The sequence below is a fragment of the Neolewinella agarilytica genome, assembly GCF_900110645.1.
Taxonomy (GTDB): Bacteria; Bacteroidota; Bacteroidia; order Chitinophagales; family Saprospiraceae; genus Neolewinella; species Neolewinella agarilytica.
The window spans coordinates 62,648-78,032 of the sequence record NZ_FOFB01000029.1; the positions used below are offsets into that span (position 1 = coordinate 62,648).

At 47.4% G+C, this 15,385-nt stretch carries 11 protein-coding genes; all 11 read left to right on the forward strand.

The window, feature by feature from the left end; all coding sequences use genetic code 11:
• Positions 1-95: 95 nt before the first annotated feature.
• The 11 genes from BM123_RS20280 to BM123_RS20330 all read left to right on the forward strand — a co-directional run bounded on the left by BM123_RS20280 (position 96) and on the right by BM123_RS20330 (position 15,314).
• The gene (locus BM123_RS20280; RefSeq protein ID WP_090172342.1) at positions 96-1,328 is read left to right on the forward strand and encodes a DUF1972 domain-containing protein; all 1,233 of its coding nucleotides are present in this window, start codon (positions 96-98) and stop codon (positions 1,326-1,328) included.
• Positions 1,329-1,670: 342 nt separating this feature from the next.
• Entirely contained in the window at positions 1,671-3,023 is a 1,353-nt protein-coding gene (locus BM123_RS20285; protein WP_090172345.1) for a sigma-54-dependent transcriptional regulator, read from the forward strand.
• Positions 3,024-3,029: 6 nt separating this feature from the next.
• Positions 3,030-4,160 carry an FIST signal transduction protein gene (locus tag BM123_RS20290; RefSeq protein WP_217642198.1) on the forward strand — a complete coding sequence of 377 codons (1,131 nt, stop codon included), beginning with the start codon at positions 3,030-3,032 and terminating at the stop codon, positions 4,158-4,160.
• A 19-nt stretch (positions 4,161-4,179) separates the two neighbouring features.
• Positions 4,180-7,197, forward strand: a complete 3,018-nt coding sequence (locus BM123_RS20295; protein WP_090172347.1) for a PAS domain-containing hybrid sensor histidine kinase/response regulator — start codon at positions 4,180-4,182, stop codon at positions 7,195-7,197.
• Positions 7,198-7,360: 163 nt separating this feature from the next.
• Entirely contained in the window at positions 7,361-7,792 is a 432-nt protein-coding gene (locus BM123_RS20300; RefSeq protein ID WP_090172349.1) for a response regulator, read from the forward strand.
• A gap of 19 nt (positions 7,793-7,811) precedes the next feature.
• Entirely contained in the window at positions 7,812-8,564 is a 753-nt protein-coding gene (locus BM123_RS20305; protein ID WP_090172351.1) for a polysaccharide biosynthesis/export family protein, read from the forward strand.
• 10 nt (positions 8,565-8,574) lie between these two features.
• A complete protein-coding gene (locus BM123_RS20310; protein WP_090172353.1) occupies positions 8,575-10,740 on the forward strand; it encodes an exopolysaccharide transport family protein in 2,166 nt (721 codons plus the stop codon).
• A 356-nt stretch (positions 10,741-11,096) separates the two neighbouring features.
• Positions 11,097-11,990: a lipopolysaccharide biosynthesis protein gene (locus BM123_RS20315; RefSeq protein ID WP_139211996.1), complete on the forward strand. Its 894-nt coding sequence runs from the start codon at positions 11,097-11,099 to the stop codon at positions 11,988-11,990.
• Complete coding sequence (locus tag BM123_RS20320; RefSeq protein ID WP_090172357.1) at positions 11,969-13,075, forward strand: glycosyltransferase family 4 protein; 1,107 nt, start codon at positions 11,969-11,971, stop codon at positions 13,073-13,075. Before BM123_RS20315 ends, BM123_RS20320 begins: the two co-directional genes overlap by 22 nt.
• A complete protein-coding gene (locus BM123_RS20325) occupies positions 13,072-14,364 on the forward strand; it encodes an O-antigen ligase family protein (RefSeq protein WP_090172359.1) in 1,293 nt (430 codons plus the stop codon). Before BM123_RS20320 ends, BM123_RS20325 begins: the two co-directional genes overlap by 4 nt.
• 314 nt (positions 14,365-14,678) lie before the next feature.
• Positions 14,679-15,314 (forward strand): hypothetical protein, encoded by a 636-nt coding sequence (locus BM123_RS20330; RefSeq protein ID WP_090172360.1) that lies wholly within the window; start codon positions 14,679-14,681, stop codon positions 15,312-15,314.
• The last annotated feature ends 71 nt before the right edge of the window (positions 15,315-15,385 follow it).

Sequence of the window (15,385 nt, forward strand, 5' to 3'; positions counted from 1 at the left end):
TTTATATTATTTGTTAGTATCTGTTTTTTAGTGATTTGTATTTCTGGCCCAAACTTTGGGATACTACTCACGAACAAATTAATACAGCGTCCAAAATGTCTCTCCAAAAAAGAAAAATAGCGATTATCGGGACGGTTGGCTTACCGGCCCAGTATGGCGGCTTTGAAACGCTGACCAGCCACCTGGTAGAGAACCTGAATGAGCAATATGACATGACCGTCTATTGTTCGGGCAAGCAGTATCCAGAGGAAAACCGGCCGGATAGTTACCTGGGAGCAAGACTGAAATATTTACCCCTGCAAGCCAACGGCATACAGAGCATTCCTTACGATACCTGGTCCATTCTTCACGCATTGTTTTATGCTGACGTTCTTCTCATCCTTGGCGTTGCGGGAGCCTGGATTTTGCCCTTCGTCAGGCTCTTCACGCGGAAGCGGATCATCATTTCCATCGACGGAATTGAATGGAAGCGGGACAAATGGTCGCGGCTGGCAAAGATGTATCTCTACTGGGCGGAGGGCATGGCCGTAAAGTATTCTCACTGTGATATTTCGGATAATGAATCCATTCAGGATTACACGGCAGAACGGTATGGTAGCCTGAGTAGCGTCATTGAATACGGAGCCGACCACACCCAAAAGGTAGTGGCAACGGCTGCGGATATAGAGCGCTATCCTTTTATGGCAAAGCCATACGCTTTTAAGGTGTGCCGGATAGAGCCCGAGAATAATCTGGAAATGGTGCTTCGGGCCTTTTCTTCCTTTGACCGTTACCCATTGGTTCTGGTGGGTAACTGGGACAAGAGTGCGTACGGTACGAAACTGCGGGCGACTTACAGCGGTCAGAGAAACCTGATGTTGCTGGATCCCATTTATGATCAGCGGGAAATTGATCTGCTGCGGGGGAATGCCACGGTGTACGTACATGGCCACAGTGCCGGAGGAACCAACCCCTCCCTGGTGGAAGCGATGTATCTCGGCCTGCCCATCCTGTCATTCGGCGTCAGTTATAACCGGACAACTACGGAGGGGAAAGCCAGCTACTTCTATAACGCCGATGAGCTGGTTTCTCTGCTGGAGAGAACCACGCCAGGACAGCTGCAGGAAAACGGCAGGCGGATGAAAGAAGTAGCTAACCGGCGCTATAAGTGGAGCCTTATTGCGCAGAAATACCAGGCTCTGGTGGAGAAGGCTTGCACCATTAGCCACAAAGGATCGGTGACTCCCTCCTTTCGGAATTATCGGGAAGAGGTATTGACGGACCACGGAGCTGGTCACCTCTCCACCCACCACCTTTTTTACGAAAAAACAGAAACTCCCGCTCAGTGATGAGCAGGGTAAGGTGCGCCTCTCAGTAGGTAGAGAGGTCACGCTTGTTGTCTTATTTTATTAGTGTTCTTTTTGGAAAATGATTTTGATGATAGGTATGTTTTTGGCGCTGACGCGGGTGCAATGATTGCTTTTAGACAATCCTCTGCACCTGCGGCTGCGCCCTTTTACTTTAATAATGGTTATCCCCCTGAAAACATCGCAGAGCAATGGTAAAAGAGCTTTTCTACACTACTTTTCGGGTTTAGGCCCACAGCGATCGGGCGAGGAGCCGAATAAATGTTGCTCAATTGTAAACTCTCACCGCTAACCTTCTTACCTTGCCTATGGTAAACTTGGTAAGTGTTGGATAGCTTTAAAATTTTCATTGTCGAAGACGACCCCTTCTACGGGAGGCTGCTGAAGCATCACCTTAGTCTTAACCCGGACTATGAGGTGGAGCTGTTTACCAGTGGTAAAGCTTGTCTGCAGGAGCTGTACCAAAAACCAGATGTTGTCTCCATTGATTATGGGTTGCCGGATATGGACGGGGGCGTACTGCTCAATAAAATCCATGCGGTTAACAGCAGTATTCCGGTCATTATCATCAGTGGACAGGAAGATATTACGACGGCGGTGGACCTGCTTAAAAAGGGCGCCCGCGATTATCTGGTAAAGGATGATAACACGAAGGAGCTGCTCTGGCGGTCCATTATCAATATCCGGGAAAACAGCAACCTCAAGCAGGAGGTGGAAACGCTCAAAGTGCAGCTGGAAGAGAAATTCAGCTTTGATAGCATCATCGGTAGCAGTAAAGCGATGCAGAAGGTTTACGCTATTCTTAAGAAAGCCATTAAATCGAACATCAACGTCAGCATTACCGGTGAAACCGGAACGGGTAAAGAGGTGATTGCTAAGGCAATTCATTACAACAGCGATCGTAGTAAGCAACCTTTCGTTGCGGTTAACATGGCTGCAATCCCCGAAAACCTGTTGGAAAGTGAGCTGTTCGGCCATGAAAAAGGAGCCTTTACCGGAGCCATTGGCCGCAAACCCGGAAAATTTGAACAGGCCAAAGAAGGAACGCTGTTTCTTGATGAGATAGCGGAGATGGATTTGTCTTTGCAGAGCAAAATTTTGCGCGCCATTCAGGAAAGAGAATTTACCCGGGTCGGAGGAACGGACACTATCAAGTTCAAGGCCCGTTTACTGACGGCTACGCATCGCGACCTGGAGGTTCAGGTTCGGGAGGGTAAATTCCGGGAGGATCTCTATTACCGTATTATGGGACTACCCATTGCCTTGCCGGCGCTTAAAGACCGGGATGAGGACGTTCTGCTCCTGGCGGAATTCTTTATTAAGCAATATTCCAGGGAGAATAAGACGGGCCCTCTGAAACTCAATAGAAGTGGCAAGGAGAAATTACTGAAATATCATTTTCCCGGAAATGTGCGGGAGCTGAAGGCAGTCATTGAGCTGGCCTGCGTAATGACGGATACCAACGGAATCAGCGATGAGGATATTCGGTTTTCCGGTCTGAACAGCGAGCCGGCCATTGTGTACGGGGAGAAAACTTTGCGGGAATATACCCTGGAGATTGTCCGGCATTATCTGGAGAAATACAATAACAACGTAGTTCAGGTGGCCGAAAAACTCGGGGTAGGTAAATCTACCATCTATAATATGCTCAAAAACGGGGAACTTGACAGAGAATAATAAATAATGAAAGCAAATCAATACCTTTTAAAGTCTGCCTCAGACCTGACAATGCCGGTTGACGGGGCGGCCAGCCTGGTTTTGGGCTTTGGCCTTAAATCTGCATTGGAGGAGCCTGGTATTTATGAGGCTATCCGGGAAAAATTTCCGAAAGCAACGATTGCTCTTTCTTCTTCTTCGGGAGAAATTCATGAGACTGAAGTGTACGACGACCGGATTACGCTGTTGACGATGGCATTTGAACGGACGAGCCTTCAGAACCGCAGTGTAAACATAAGTGACTATTCTGACAGCTTTGCAGCGGGAGTGGAGGTAGTAAAGGACCTGATGGCGGATGACCTTCAGCATATTCTTATCCTCTCTGACGGTAGCCTGGTTAACGGCAGTGAACTGGTCAAAGGAGTCCAAAGTGTGATCCCCGACCGGGTGCCCATTACCGGAGGCCTGGCGGGTGACGGGGCTGATTTTAATTATACCCTGGTGGGCCTTAACGAAACACCACGGCAGGGGCGGATTTTAGCCATTGGCTTTTATGGGGGAAGCCTTCGCGTTGCGCATGGCTCCTTTGGCGGCTGGGAACCTTTCGGGTTGGAAAAAACGATCACTAAATCATCGGCTAACGAGCTTTTTGAAATAAACGGGAAAAACGCCCTGAGCACCTATAAAGAATACCTTGGGAAGTACGCTTCAGAGCTGCCCGGGTCCGCTTTACTGTTTCCCCTGGCTATTCTTACAGAAGACGCTGAAGAGTATTTGGTGAGAACGATCCTGTCTATTGACAACGAAAAGTCGAGTATGATCTTTGCGGGAGATGTACCGATGGGGAGTAAAGTCCGGTTTATGAAAGCTAACATTGACCGGTTAGTCGATGCTGCCAGTATTGCCGCGAATACAAGTCTTACCGGCTTTGATGATATTGAACCAGAAGTGGCTCTGCTCATTAGTTGTGTAGGCCGTAAGCTCGTCCTTGGAAGCAGAGTAGACGAAGAAGTGGAGGCTGTTGCCGAAATTTTCGGCAAAAATACCGTAATTGGAGGCTACTACTCTTACGGTGAGATATCTCCTTTGCGGAAAGGGGGATCGTGCGAATTGCACAACCAGACCATGACGATCACCTGTTTGCAGGAAGTCATCTAACAAAAAAGCCTAAGGCAGTATGTACCATAAGCTTCTTCAGAAACAGATTAGGAAATACCTTCCTGATGACTTAGTCGATCAGGAGAGTTGCAGGGCGTTTCTGGAAAGCGTGAACAATTCCTACGAGTCTTTTGAGCGTGATCGGGAATTGATGGAACATGCTTTTACGATCAGTGAAAAAGAGTTTGCCGAAGTTAATGATGAGTTGAATACGTTGGCGGATCAGCGCTTGTTAACGCTCAAGCAATTGAACGAAACGATTAGCAGCTTGCTGGGCTCAGATCAACCGGTTGACGAAATGGGTAATCTGGTGGCTTTGTCGGAAAAAATCAAGGCACAAGTCAAGATAAATAAGCTTACCGAAGAGGAGTTGTCCAGAAACATTACGATTTTCAAAACCCTGCTGGCCAATCTGCAATCAGGTATTCTTGTAGAGAATGAGGACCGGAAAATTTTGTTTACCAATAAGTTGTTCTGCTCGATTTTCAACATGGGCGACAATCCTGATCTGCTGGTAGGTAAAGATTGTACTGAATCGGCCAATCACTGCAAGGACCTGTTTCAGGCCCCGGCGGAATTCGTTAATGGAATTAATTCGTTACTGCAGAACCGAAAGGCCGTTTATAACGAAATGGTGGAAACCAAAGAGGGTAGAATCCTGGAGCGGGATTTTGTTCCTATCTACGTTGATGAGGTATACAAGGGACATTTTTGGAAGTATACTGACGTAACGGAAAAGGTACATTATCAGGAGAGCCTGCAGGAAAGCGAAGAGCGGAATCGTTTAGTGATGAACTCTTCTCTTGACGCCATCGTGATTTCGGATGATGAGGGTAACGTAGAGTATTGGAATCCGCGTGCAGAACAACTGATGGGCTGGACGCAGACCGAGGCGATGGGGAAATCAATGACTAAGCTGTTCATCCCGGACCACATGAGATCTGCACATGATACCGGAATGAACAGGTACCTGGATACCGGAGAAAGCCGTATTCTGAATAAGGAGCTTGAGCTTACGGCAATTAATAAAGCAGGCGAAGAATTTCCCATCGAACTGGTAGTCGTTACCTACCAACAGAACGGTAAGCACTATTTCTGTGGGTTCATGAAAGACATCTCTTCGCGGAAGAGGTCAGAAAACCTTTTAAAGGCTCAGGAAGAGAAGTACCGGAATATCATTACCAATATGAACCTCGGTCTGCTGGAAGTGGATAAGGAAGAGACCATCCTTTTCGCTAATCAGAGCTTCTGTGAGATTTCTGGCTATTCCGTTGAAGAACTTGTTGGTAACAAAACCAGTCTGTTCCTTCTGAGCGAGAAGGAAGTGTCTGTTCTACAGCAAAAGCACCAACTCCGGACACGTGGGGTTTCTGATAGCTACGAGATTGCGGTAAAGAATAAGAAAGGGGAAGTCAGATGGTGGTTTATTTCCGGAGCGCCCAATTATAATGATGAGGGGGACCTTGTGGGCTCGGTTGGCATTCACCTGGATATTACCAAACAGAAAGAACTGGAGTCTGCATTGGCCATTGCCAAGAACCGGGCAGAGGAGGCTTCCGTTGCCAAGGAAGCTTTCCTGGCCAATATGAGCCACGAAATCCGGACACCGCTGAACGCCATTATTGGTATGATCCGGGAACTGTCACGCGAAGAACTGTCCCCTAAACAACAGACTTACCTCAGCCACACGGATACGGCTGCCAGGCACTTACTCTCTATTGTCAATAATATCCTCGATATATCTAAGATTGAGGCTGGTGAGTTGAAGCTGGATGAACACAATTTTAGTCTGCAGGCCTTGATTGCTAACATCAGCAGTATTCTGCATTTCAAGGCATCGAAAAAAGGCATTAAGCTTACTTCCCGGTTGAGTGAGAACATTTGGTCCGCCTTCATCGGTGACAGTGCCCGGATTCGCCAGGTACTACTCAACCTTCTGGATAATGCGATCAAATTCACGATAGAAGGCTCCGTACATCTTGATATCGAAGTTTTAGGGGAAGAAGAGAACAGCCAGAAAATCAGGATTGCCATATCGGATACGGGGATCGGAATGGATCCGGACTATCTGGATCAGCTCTTCTCTAAGTTTAGTCAGGCAGAAAAATCTACTTCACGTCGCTTTGGGGGAACCGGACTGGGGATGTCCATCACTAAAGAGATCATAAAACTGATGGGGGGGGATATTGTGGTGGAAAGCACCAAGGGGGTGGGAACACAATTCCAAATCATGGTAGAGCTCTCTAAGGGAGATATCAATAAACTGTCAGACAGAATACAGGATAGTGAGCATTTGCTGCAGGGAGCACACGTTCTGCTGGTGGAGGATAATGTAATGAACCGCTTTATCGCGAATAAAAGCCTCTCTCACTTTGGTTGTACTACCGACGAGGCAGAGAACGGCTTAGTGGCTCTTGACCTTCTGAAGAAGAATAAGTACGACCTTATTCTTATGGACGTTCAGATGCCCAAACTGGATGGAGTGGAAACGACCAAGATCATACGTAATGATCTAAAACTTGACCTGCCCATCATCGCCGTCACGGCCAATGCCTTCAAGAAGGATATTGACCTTTACCTCAGTATCGGAATGAATGACTACGTCACTAAACCATTCGAGGAGAAAGAACTCTTTAGCACTATTGCCAAACAGCTGGTATGGAATATACCGCCTCCTACATCCGTAGCGAATAACATTGATGATGGCTATGACCTTAGTCAGCTCATTGAATTAAGCAGAGGAGATGAAGAGTTTGTGAAAAATATGGTTGGCATATTTCTGGAGCATACTCCTCCTGCGTTAGAGGAAATGACGAAGGCGCTTGCAGATCATGATTTTACCACGGTGGCAAAAGTTGCTCACCGGATTAAGCCCAGTGTTGAAAGCATGGGGATCAGACAGTTGGATGGTGTCGCCAGGGATATTGAGCTTTCTGCTAAGGAGGAAATCGTAGACGAAGAGGGTCTTTCCTCGAAGGTTTACTTTTTGACGGAAACCCTTTCAGCCGTTTTGGAAAAACTGCGGAAGGAAGAGTAATTCTGATAATTCGATCGGTTTTCAGGTGTTTTGAAATTCCAATAATTGGAAAGACTTCCGGTTTTTGAACGGTAGTGTGATAATGTTTATGTATAAGTAGGTGGTTTACAGGTGCTTGATTTTTTGGCACTCATTTGGCAATACTTGAGCCAAACGATACGACATGACCAGTATTAATAATGCCACCACTTTCATCGTAGATGATGACCCTTTCGTAGGGATGCTTTACAAAAGGCAGCTTATCAACCTTGGCTACCGTAACCTTCACCACTTTTTTAGCGGTGTAGAGTGCCTGGATAATCTCCACCTAAACCCTGAAGTCGTTTTACTCGATCACGAAATGGAAGAGGTAACCGGCTTCGAGGTCTTGAAAAAGATCAAGCGCTCCAATCCTGATACCGCAGTCATAATGGTCTCTGGTCAGGAAGATATGTCTACGGCCGTTAACGCGCTTAAGTACGGAGCTTTTGACTACATCATCAAAGATGGTACCGAGTCGGACAGAATTATGGATGCATTAGAGCGCCTTAGCAGGCTGAAAGCGCTGCGGCCCACCTCGAAAACACTTTTTCAAAAGCTGATTTCGCGTAGCTAATCCTCAAAACTATTCTACCGTGAAGTACTTACCACTACTCTTCCTGCTCACCGCCTTTACGCTGCTGCAATCCTGCCATACGCAGAATGTGTTTGCCAAAAATGCCCGTACTGCAAAAGAAACTCTTACCGAGGAAGAAAGCCGCATTTACTTTAATGAAGACTATGAATATACCATTCGGGTTGATGATAAAATCAGCATCAGCGTTTGGGGGCATGATGACCTCAGCGTAGGCTCTACTTATGGCATTTATAACTCTAATGAAGTGTACGGTAAGTGGCTGATGGTCGATACTGAAGGCACCATTGAAGTTCCTCGCTTCGGCATGATGCCGGTAAAAGGTCTGACAATTCCTGAACTGAAGGCTAACCTCAAAGACTCCTTGGGGCAGATACTGAAAAACCCCGTTGTGGACGTCAAGGTGCTCAATCGGGAAATATCGCTGGTAGGAGAATTCAGAGATCCCGCCACGGTACCGGTTGATAAGGAGAAGAACTATCTCCTCGATATGATCGCACAAGTCGGTGGTTTTGACCAGTATGCTAACCTAAAGTACATCAAAGTCTTCCGTCAGTCAGGAGAAGATACGCACATTCTCACCATTGACCTCACTACGAAGGGGGACTACCGCTTTAAGAATATTCCGCTTTACCCCGGAGACATTGTCATTGCTCCTTCCCGTGGTTACAAGGAGTTTGATCGCAGAATCTCAGTGATCATCCCCTTTACCTCGGCCCTTACTTCTGCAGCCATCTTCAAGAGCGCTTTTTAACGCAGCTACCATGAATGAGCAACTCAGTATACTCCGACCCTATCTGCGCGGGCTTCCCATCATCGTTCTGGCAATGGTGGCTGGCTTCCTTTTCGCTAAAAAGTACCTCTCTTACACCACCCCAATGTATGAGAGTACTACCAAGATCAAGCTGGCCGATTTGAATCAGGGAGTAACCGGAAATAACCTGTTCAAAGACCTTGATGTCTTTGCCTCCACAAATAAGATTGCGATGGAGATTGAAGTGCTGAAGTCGCAGGTCCTTCTGGAAAAAATGCTAATGGACCTGGACTTTGAGGAGGAATTGAGCAGAGTAGGGCGGCTAACCACTAAAGAGTTGTTTAAGGAAAAGCCTTTCTTTCATCAGTTGCACATTCTTGACGATTCCTTTTACAATAAGGATTGGACCATCAAAGTGCAGGATACGCTAAACTATACGGTGTCTCTGCCAGGGCTGGAAACGGAATTTACCGGAACCTTCGGAGACACGCTGCAACTGGGAAACGCAGCCACGTTACTGCTGGAAAAGAATACCAGCTTAATGGCAATCAAGGCCAACCTGGAAATGAAGGGGGAGTACAAACTCGTTCGTTATTCCCCTTCCCGTTTAATCGAAAAGGTAGCAGCTAATCTTGATGTTGTCTCCGTGGACAAAGATGTTGCCATTCTGAGAATCATTTACAAGAGTAATGTGCCCGAAAAGGCGGCAATACTCACCGATGCCCTGGCCCAGACTTATATCAGTGACTACATCGAAGAAAAATTTAAAACGGCTGATGTCACCTCTGATTTTCTGGATCAACAGATAGCAAAGGTCTACCAGGATCTTTCCCGCGCAGAAATGAGAATTGAGGGTTACCGCGTAGATAATAATATTATAAATATTCGGCAGGAAACGGAAACGGATCTTCGTAAGATCTCGCAACTGAAAATTCAGCAGACGAATGTTCAGATGTCGTTGGAAGCCATTCAGGAGCTCGATGACTACATATCCAGCGGCAAAGATGACTTCCTGAAGTTAGCACCTAACTTCGAAGCGTTTACGGATTTGCTTTCGACGGAAATGATTAAAAAGATAAAGCAACTTCAGTTAGAGAAAGCGGATTTACTACTGATTTACAAAGCAGACCATGAGCTGGTCGTCAACGTTGACAAAAAGATAAAGTACTACACTGATTACTTCATCGAGAGTATCAGTAATACCCGCAAAAATCTGGAAACTAAGCACGCTAAGCTGAATACCAACATTGAAGAGGCGGAAAAAGTATTTATTGGACTCCCGGAACGAGAGCGTATTCTTTCTATCCTTGATCGTGAATTTCAGATTCATCAGCAGTCCTATATCTTTCTTAACGAGAAGCGAATTGAGGCAGAAATTGCCAAGGCGGCCAAGCACGCTTTTCACCGGGTAATTCATAAGGCAAGTATCCCGCAAAAACCGGTCTCTCCTAATCGCCCGATCATCATTATCGTATCCACACTATTGGGAATGATCGGAGCCATCATCTTTATTTTTCTGGTGAACGCCAGTAAGGCACGGGTTAATGACCTGAACTCAGTAGAAAAAAATACGGATATACCCGTCCTCTTCGGTGCACCTCATTTCAAATCTGATCAGCAGGCGCAGTCTTTCTTTAAGAACGAAGTCTTCAAGTTAGATATGAAGGGAATGTTGCCGGCGCATAGCTCCGTTGCGTTCTCTGCTTTCGGTACCAACCACGGCTCTCGCTTTCATCTCCGTCAATTGCTCAATGTTTTTATACAGGAACAGCGGAATTTTATCCTGCTGACTTTCGACGAGGCTTACTTCAATACACTCCCGGCGGGGCGGGCACTTCTCCTTAGTCAGGAGGAATTGACCAGCTTCACCTTCGCCAGACTTAAGGAATGGTATAACGGGCTCTGTAGCCGGTACGATCTGGTATTGGTCGATAATTTCAATCTGCCTGATAACACGGAATCCGTCGTTTTTATGGGGCTGGCTGACCAGAATATATGCGTAGTGGATACCCGCAAAACACACCTCAAGCGCATCGAAGAGCTCAATGTTATCAGAGCTAAAAACGAGATAACTAACCTGTATCTGGCGCTCAATAATCATAAGTACTCTCCCTCGTTACTGCGGGAAGGTTGGTGGATGATCAGAAACGTACGTAAACTTATAACCCGCCAGTAATGTCAGCAGCCATTCTCAAAAAACTACCGGTTTTACTGGAGCAAATTGTGTTCAGCGGTACGGGCTTTTTAATCAATATTGCCTTGGTTAAATTGCTGGACCTGGAGCAATATGGTCTGTATGCCTCTATTGTTTTAGTTATATATTTTTTGCTGGGAGTGAGTCAGGCTTTGGTGGTTCAGCCAATGCAGATTCACATCGCTAAAGCTGGAAAAAAACCTTCGTATTGTCTTTTTTTATTTTTCTTAAAGCTGTCTCTCATTCTTTGTTTCTCTATAATATGTTTAGTTGTAAGTCTGGCCGATTTTAATTTTTTAGAATCGGGCCAGGTTTACCTTTTGCCCTTTACCGCCTATATGGTCTCATTTTTAGGCTTCGATTTTTATCGGAAATACTTTCTGGCGACTGGCCAGGTTAAAACCGCATTGTCTGTTGGGCTGATTTATACAGTTTCCACCGTCGGCTTTTTTCTACTAGCGTTCTGGGGGCAGTACTCGGGAGGCCTGACCACCTACCTTTATTTTTTGGTTCTTGGCTATATCCCTGCGTTGGCCGTGGCTACGCTTACTTATTTTTCCGGGCTCAGCCTGCCAACCAAAGAAGAAATAAAAGCATATCTGAAGGTTCATATTGTTGAAGGCCAATGGCTCCTTTACGCAGCAGTCGTTCAGTGGTTTTCCGGCAACCTCTACGTTATGGCTTCGGGCCTGCTGATTGGAGTCGAGGCACTTGGCGTTCTCCGCTTCGTGCAGAGCTTACTTGGCCTGGTGAACATTTTACTCCAGACGATCGAAAATTATGTGCTGCCGCAGCTTAGCCGCGCCTACCAGATTTCTCTTCAGCACTGCTACCGGGCCTTTCAAAGCTCCCTGGGCATTTACCAGCTAAGTGTACTTGCCGGCCTGTCCCTGCTCTTTCTCTTCGCGGAAGATGTTCTCCGTATTGCCGGCAATGCCAGTTTCGTCCCTTACGCCTACGTACTACGCGGGATGGTTGTCTTATACGCCATCATCATTGTCGCCTATCCCATTCGCCTGCTCATCCGGGTGACGGAACTCAATAAATCTTACTTCACGGCCTACCTCGTCAGCTTCCTCTTTAGCCTCGTCAGCTACCAGTTTTTGCTTTCCCATTTCGGGGTTTCGGGGGCCATCATCGGTCTTATCATTAACCAATTGATCCTGCAAGCCACCTGGCTGCTGGTGCTTAATAAAAACCAATTCAACGTATGGAAATTATACATCTGGTAATGGGAAAGGCTAATCCTGATCGTATGAATGGGGTCAATAAGGTTGTTTACCAACTCGCTACCCGCCAGGCACAGGCAGGAATTAACGTTGAAGTATGGGGCTTCACCCGCGAACTCACCGTTAATTACGGAGAAAGAAACTTCGTAACCCGTTTGTTCCTGACTCCGGATCACTTCGCTTGCCTGGATGATGACTTCCTCCGGGCACTTGAGAAACGGAACCCAAAGACCACGATCTTTCACCTTCACGGCGGTTGGATTCCGCCTTTCTTCAAGGCTGCTAAAGCCATAAAGAAAGCCGGACTGAAATACGTCATCACCGGCCACGGTGCTTACAACACCATCGCTATGGAAAAGAGTAAGTGGACCAAAAAAGCCTACTTCCAACTCTTCGAAAAGTTCCTGCTGCAAAACGCAGAGGCTATCCACTGCATCGGAGCCAGCGAGGTGGCCAGCCTGCAGGTCATTCTACCGGCTAACCGGAGCGTCCTGATTCCCTATGGCATGGAGTTCGGAAGACGGGCCAGGCGCAGACCAAAAACGGGCGGACCTTTCATATTCGGCTTTGTCGGCCGCCTCGACTACCACACGAAGGGGCTCGACCTGATGCTGGAGGCCTTCGCTAAACACTTCCGCAACGACCCGGACACCAGCCTCTGGCTGGTGGGAGACGGCGCTGGCCGCGCCGCCGTCGTCGCTAAAATCGAAGCGCTTGGCCTGACCGGCAACGTCATCCTCTGGGGAGCAAAGTTTGGTGAAGAGAAGGATACCCTCCTCCAGCAGATGAACGTTTTTCTTCATCCTTCCCGTAATGAAGGCCTGCCCAGCGCGGTACTGGAAGCCGCCTCCTTTGGGGTCCCATGTATTGTTACGGAAGCTACCAATGTTGGTGGCTACGTCAAAAAGCATCGGGCGGGAATCGTTGTTCCCAACCAGAATATCGCTATGCTTGGCCAGGCCATGAAGCAATGTCGCAGTATGCACCCATACGGGTTAGACGAAATGAGCAATAACGCCGCAAAAATGGTGGCCACCGAGTTCAGCTGGGGGCACGTCTTAAAGCAATTCAACCAACTGTACGCATGAGTCTCCAGCCAGCCCTTCATCAACCTTTTTTGCAGCAGGTAGAGAAGTACCTCTTTATCCTGCTCCTGCTTATGGTGACTTGCTTCTTTACCTGGAGTGAGAACATCCTCATCACCAGAGCCATCAAGCTCATCGGCAGGAACGGTGTTCTTTTGGGCTCAATCTATCTGTATCGTCGGGTGAGAGCCTACGGCATTCCGGGCTCAGCGAAAGGGCACAATGTACTTTCTGTCACCTTTTACGTCGCCTACCTTCTCCTGGGTTTCGCCTCTTTCTTATGGAGCACTAACGTCGGCGTAAGTGGCCTGCAGTGGTTCATGACCTGCCAGAGCTTCGTTTTTGCCTACTTCTTTATTAAAACCATTCAACTCATTGACCAGTATTTCCCCGGTCATAAGATTAAGCTATACCAGTTACTGGGCAATACCGTCTTCTACCTCATCCTGATTTTCGTGATTGGTATGTGGGCCGCGCCCGATGTCTTCTACCGCCTCACCCACGGCGGCGAAGAAGCTCGCCTGGGGGGCTACATCATGAACCCCAACGAACTGGGGATGCTCGCCGGGGTAGGGGTTGCCTGCCTCATTTTTAACTTCTACCATGCACACCGGATGGTCTGGACGGCCATCCAGCTACTCATCATTTTCTACGCCCTCTATGCTACCGGCTCCCGCTCTTCTCTGATCGGGGCGCTGCTGATCATCTTCTTCCACGTCATGCAGTCGGATCACCGGCAAATCAAAGGTCTCATCCTCGTGGGCATGATGCTCATCACCCCCGTGGCTGTTTGGAAAGTCGTCCTCAAAGACGGTGACAGCTCCCGCCTCGAAGAGGTAATGAGCATGACCGGCCGCCTCCCTTTCTGGACTGCCCTCATCAACGAAGGCCTGCCCCGTGAGCCACTGCTCGGTTTCGGTTTTATGCGCATCGATTACAAAGAATACTTTCAGTCTACCCACACCTATCCCGGTAAAATGACCCACAACACTTTCATGCAGGTGCTTATGAACCTGGGCTTCGTGGGCCTCACCCTCGTCTTCTTTCAGATGCTCTTCACGATGAGGGGAATCCTGTCCGCCGTTAAGGAAAAAAAGCTGATGCTCATCGGCATCCTCATCCCCATCATCATTAATTCACTAACGGAGTTCGGCATCTTCGGCGAGTCCAACTACGGCATCCTCTTCTATCAACTAGTCATTTTTTCCATCAGCTTCCAGGCGCGCGAGTTCCTGACGACGAGCGAGAAGATCGGCTTAGCGCGGCGGCAGGCAGTTGCGGGAATTAAATAGTTTCCCCCGCAAGCACAGCGAGCTTGCCACCGCGATAGCTACTCTTTGACTACTTGACTCTTTTTGCGCGGTCGCAGGTGCAAGGAGAAGTCTTTGGGGAGCAGAGAGGCTGTTTTTATTAACCAACATTGCACCTGCGGAAGCGCCTTATTATTCTGGTTAATATCCATCTTCCGTATGCCTGTCAAGGGATTGTCAGGCCCTCATGTCTACATACTTGCCGGGGGCGTGGGGTTAACGAAATGTATACTTTAAGTTAAATATGATATATTGTAGGATATTCAGAATGTGTGCGACCCAAACCCTTAGAGTAAATGGCACAAGGAGATACCAAAAAATATATTAAACCCTGGCGATTTGACTCTCAGGGTATAACCAACCGCGAGCTTTCCCGTACCTACATCTATAGAGATGATATAATCGACGACTTTCTAGACCCGGACCCAGATAACCGTCTTTTTTTTCTGGTAGGTCCTAAAGGATGTGGGAAAACACTTCTAATTCACTACAAAGCCTACTTGTATTTCAATAGCTATGAAGATGATCGAAATAACCTTCAGGAAGTGAATGCCAGTCGTGACCTGGTAGAGAGCCTTGATTTTAGTGAAGAAACCCTGACTCAAGTAGGTATTAAAGAACTGCAAAGTGTAACTGTATGGAATAAGGTATGGGAATTTGCTATTATGTTGGTCGTGCTTCGTAAGAGCAAAGTGGGACTGCCGGAGGAGCTTAAGCACATTGAAAAGCAATTTAGAAATGCGCGCAGCCTCAGTACGATTGTGGTGGAAGTCATTAATAACATTGAGAAGTATGTTTTTTCCGACTTCTTTTCCTGCAGAAATGCAATGCGTGATCGCCTGGATGATTTACAGCAGTCATACGTGATGTTCGTTGACCGATTGGATCAGGCGTTGGACTCCTTGCTACTTAGAGCATGTCTAAAAATTTGAGTCTCGGTTTCTACTGATCGACGAAAGAACCATCTGAATATTGGCCGCTAGAATGAATCCTGCCGAATTTT

What these genes read in the sequence shown, in the direction of transcription:
- BM123_RS20280 (WP_090172342.1), top strand. Translation starts at nt 96, where the DNA reads ATGTCTCTCCAAAAAAGAAAAATAGCGATTATCGGGACGGTTGGCTTA.
- BM123_RS20315 (WP_139211996.1), top strand. Translation starts at nt 11,097, where the DNA reads ATGGTCTCATTTTTAGGCTTCGATTTTTATCGGAAATACTTTCTGGCG.
- BM123_RS20320 (WP_090172357.1), top strand. Translation starts at nt 11,969, where the DNA reads ATGGAAATTATACATCTGGTAATGGGAAAGGCTAATCCTGATCGTATG.
- BM123_RS20290 (WP_217642198.1), top strand. Translation starts at nt 3,030, where the DNA reads ATGAAAGCAAATCAATACCTTTTAAAGTCTGCCTCAGACCTGACAATG.
- BM123_RS20295 (WP_090172347.1), top strand. Translation starts at nt 4,180, where the DNA reads ATGTACCATAAGCTTCTTCAGAAACAGATTAGGAAATACCTTCCTGAT.
- BM123_RS20325 (WP_090172359.1), top strand. Translation starts at nt 13,072, where the DNA reads ATGAGTCTCCAGCCAGCCCTTCATCAACCTTTTTTGCAGCAGGTAGAG.
- BM123_RS20300 (WP_090172349.1), top strand. Translation starts at nt 7,361, where the DNA reads ATGACCAGTATTAATAATGCCACCACTTTCATCGTAGATGATGACCCT.
- BM123_RS20330 (WP_090172360.1), top strand. Translation starts at nt 14,679, where the DNA reads ATGGCACAAGGAGATACCAAAAAATATATTAAACCCTGGCGATTTGAC.
- BM123_RS20310 (WP_090172353.1), top strand. Translation starts at nt 8,575, where the DNA reads ATGAATGAGCAACTCAGTATACTCCGACCCTATCTGCGCGGGCTTCCC.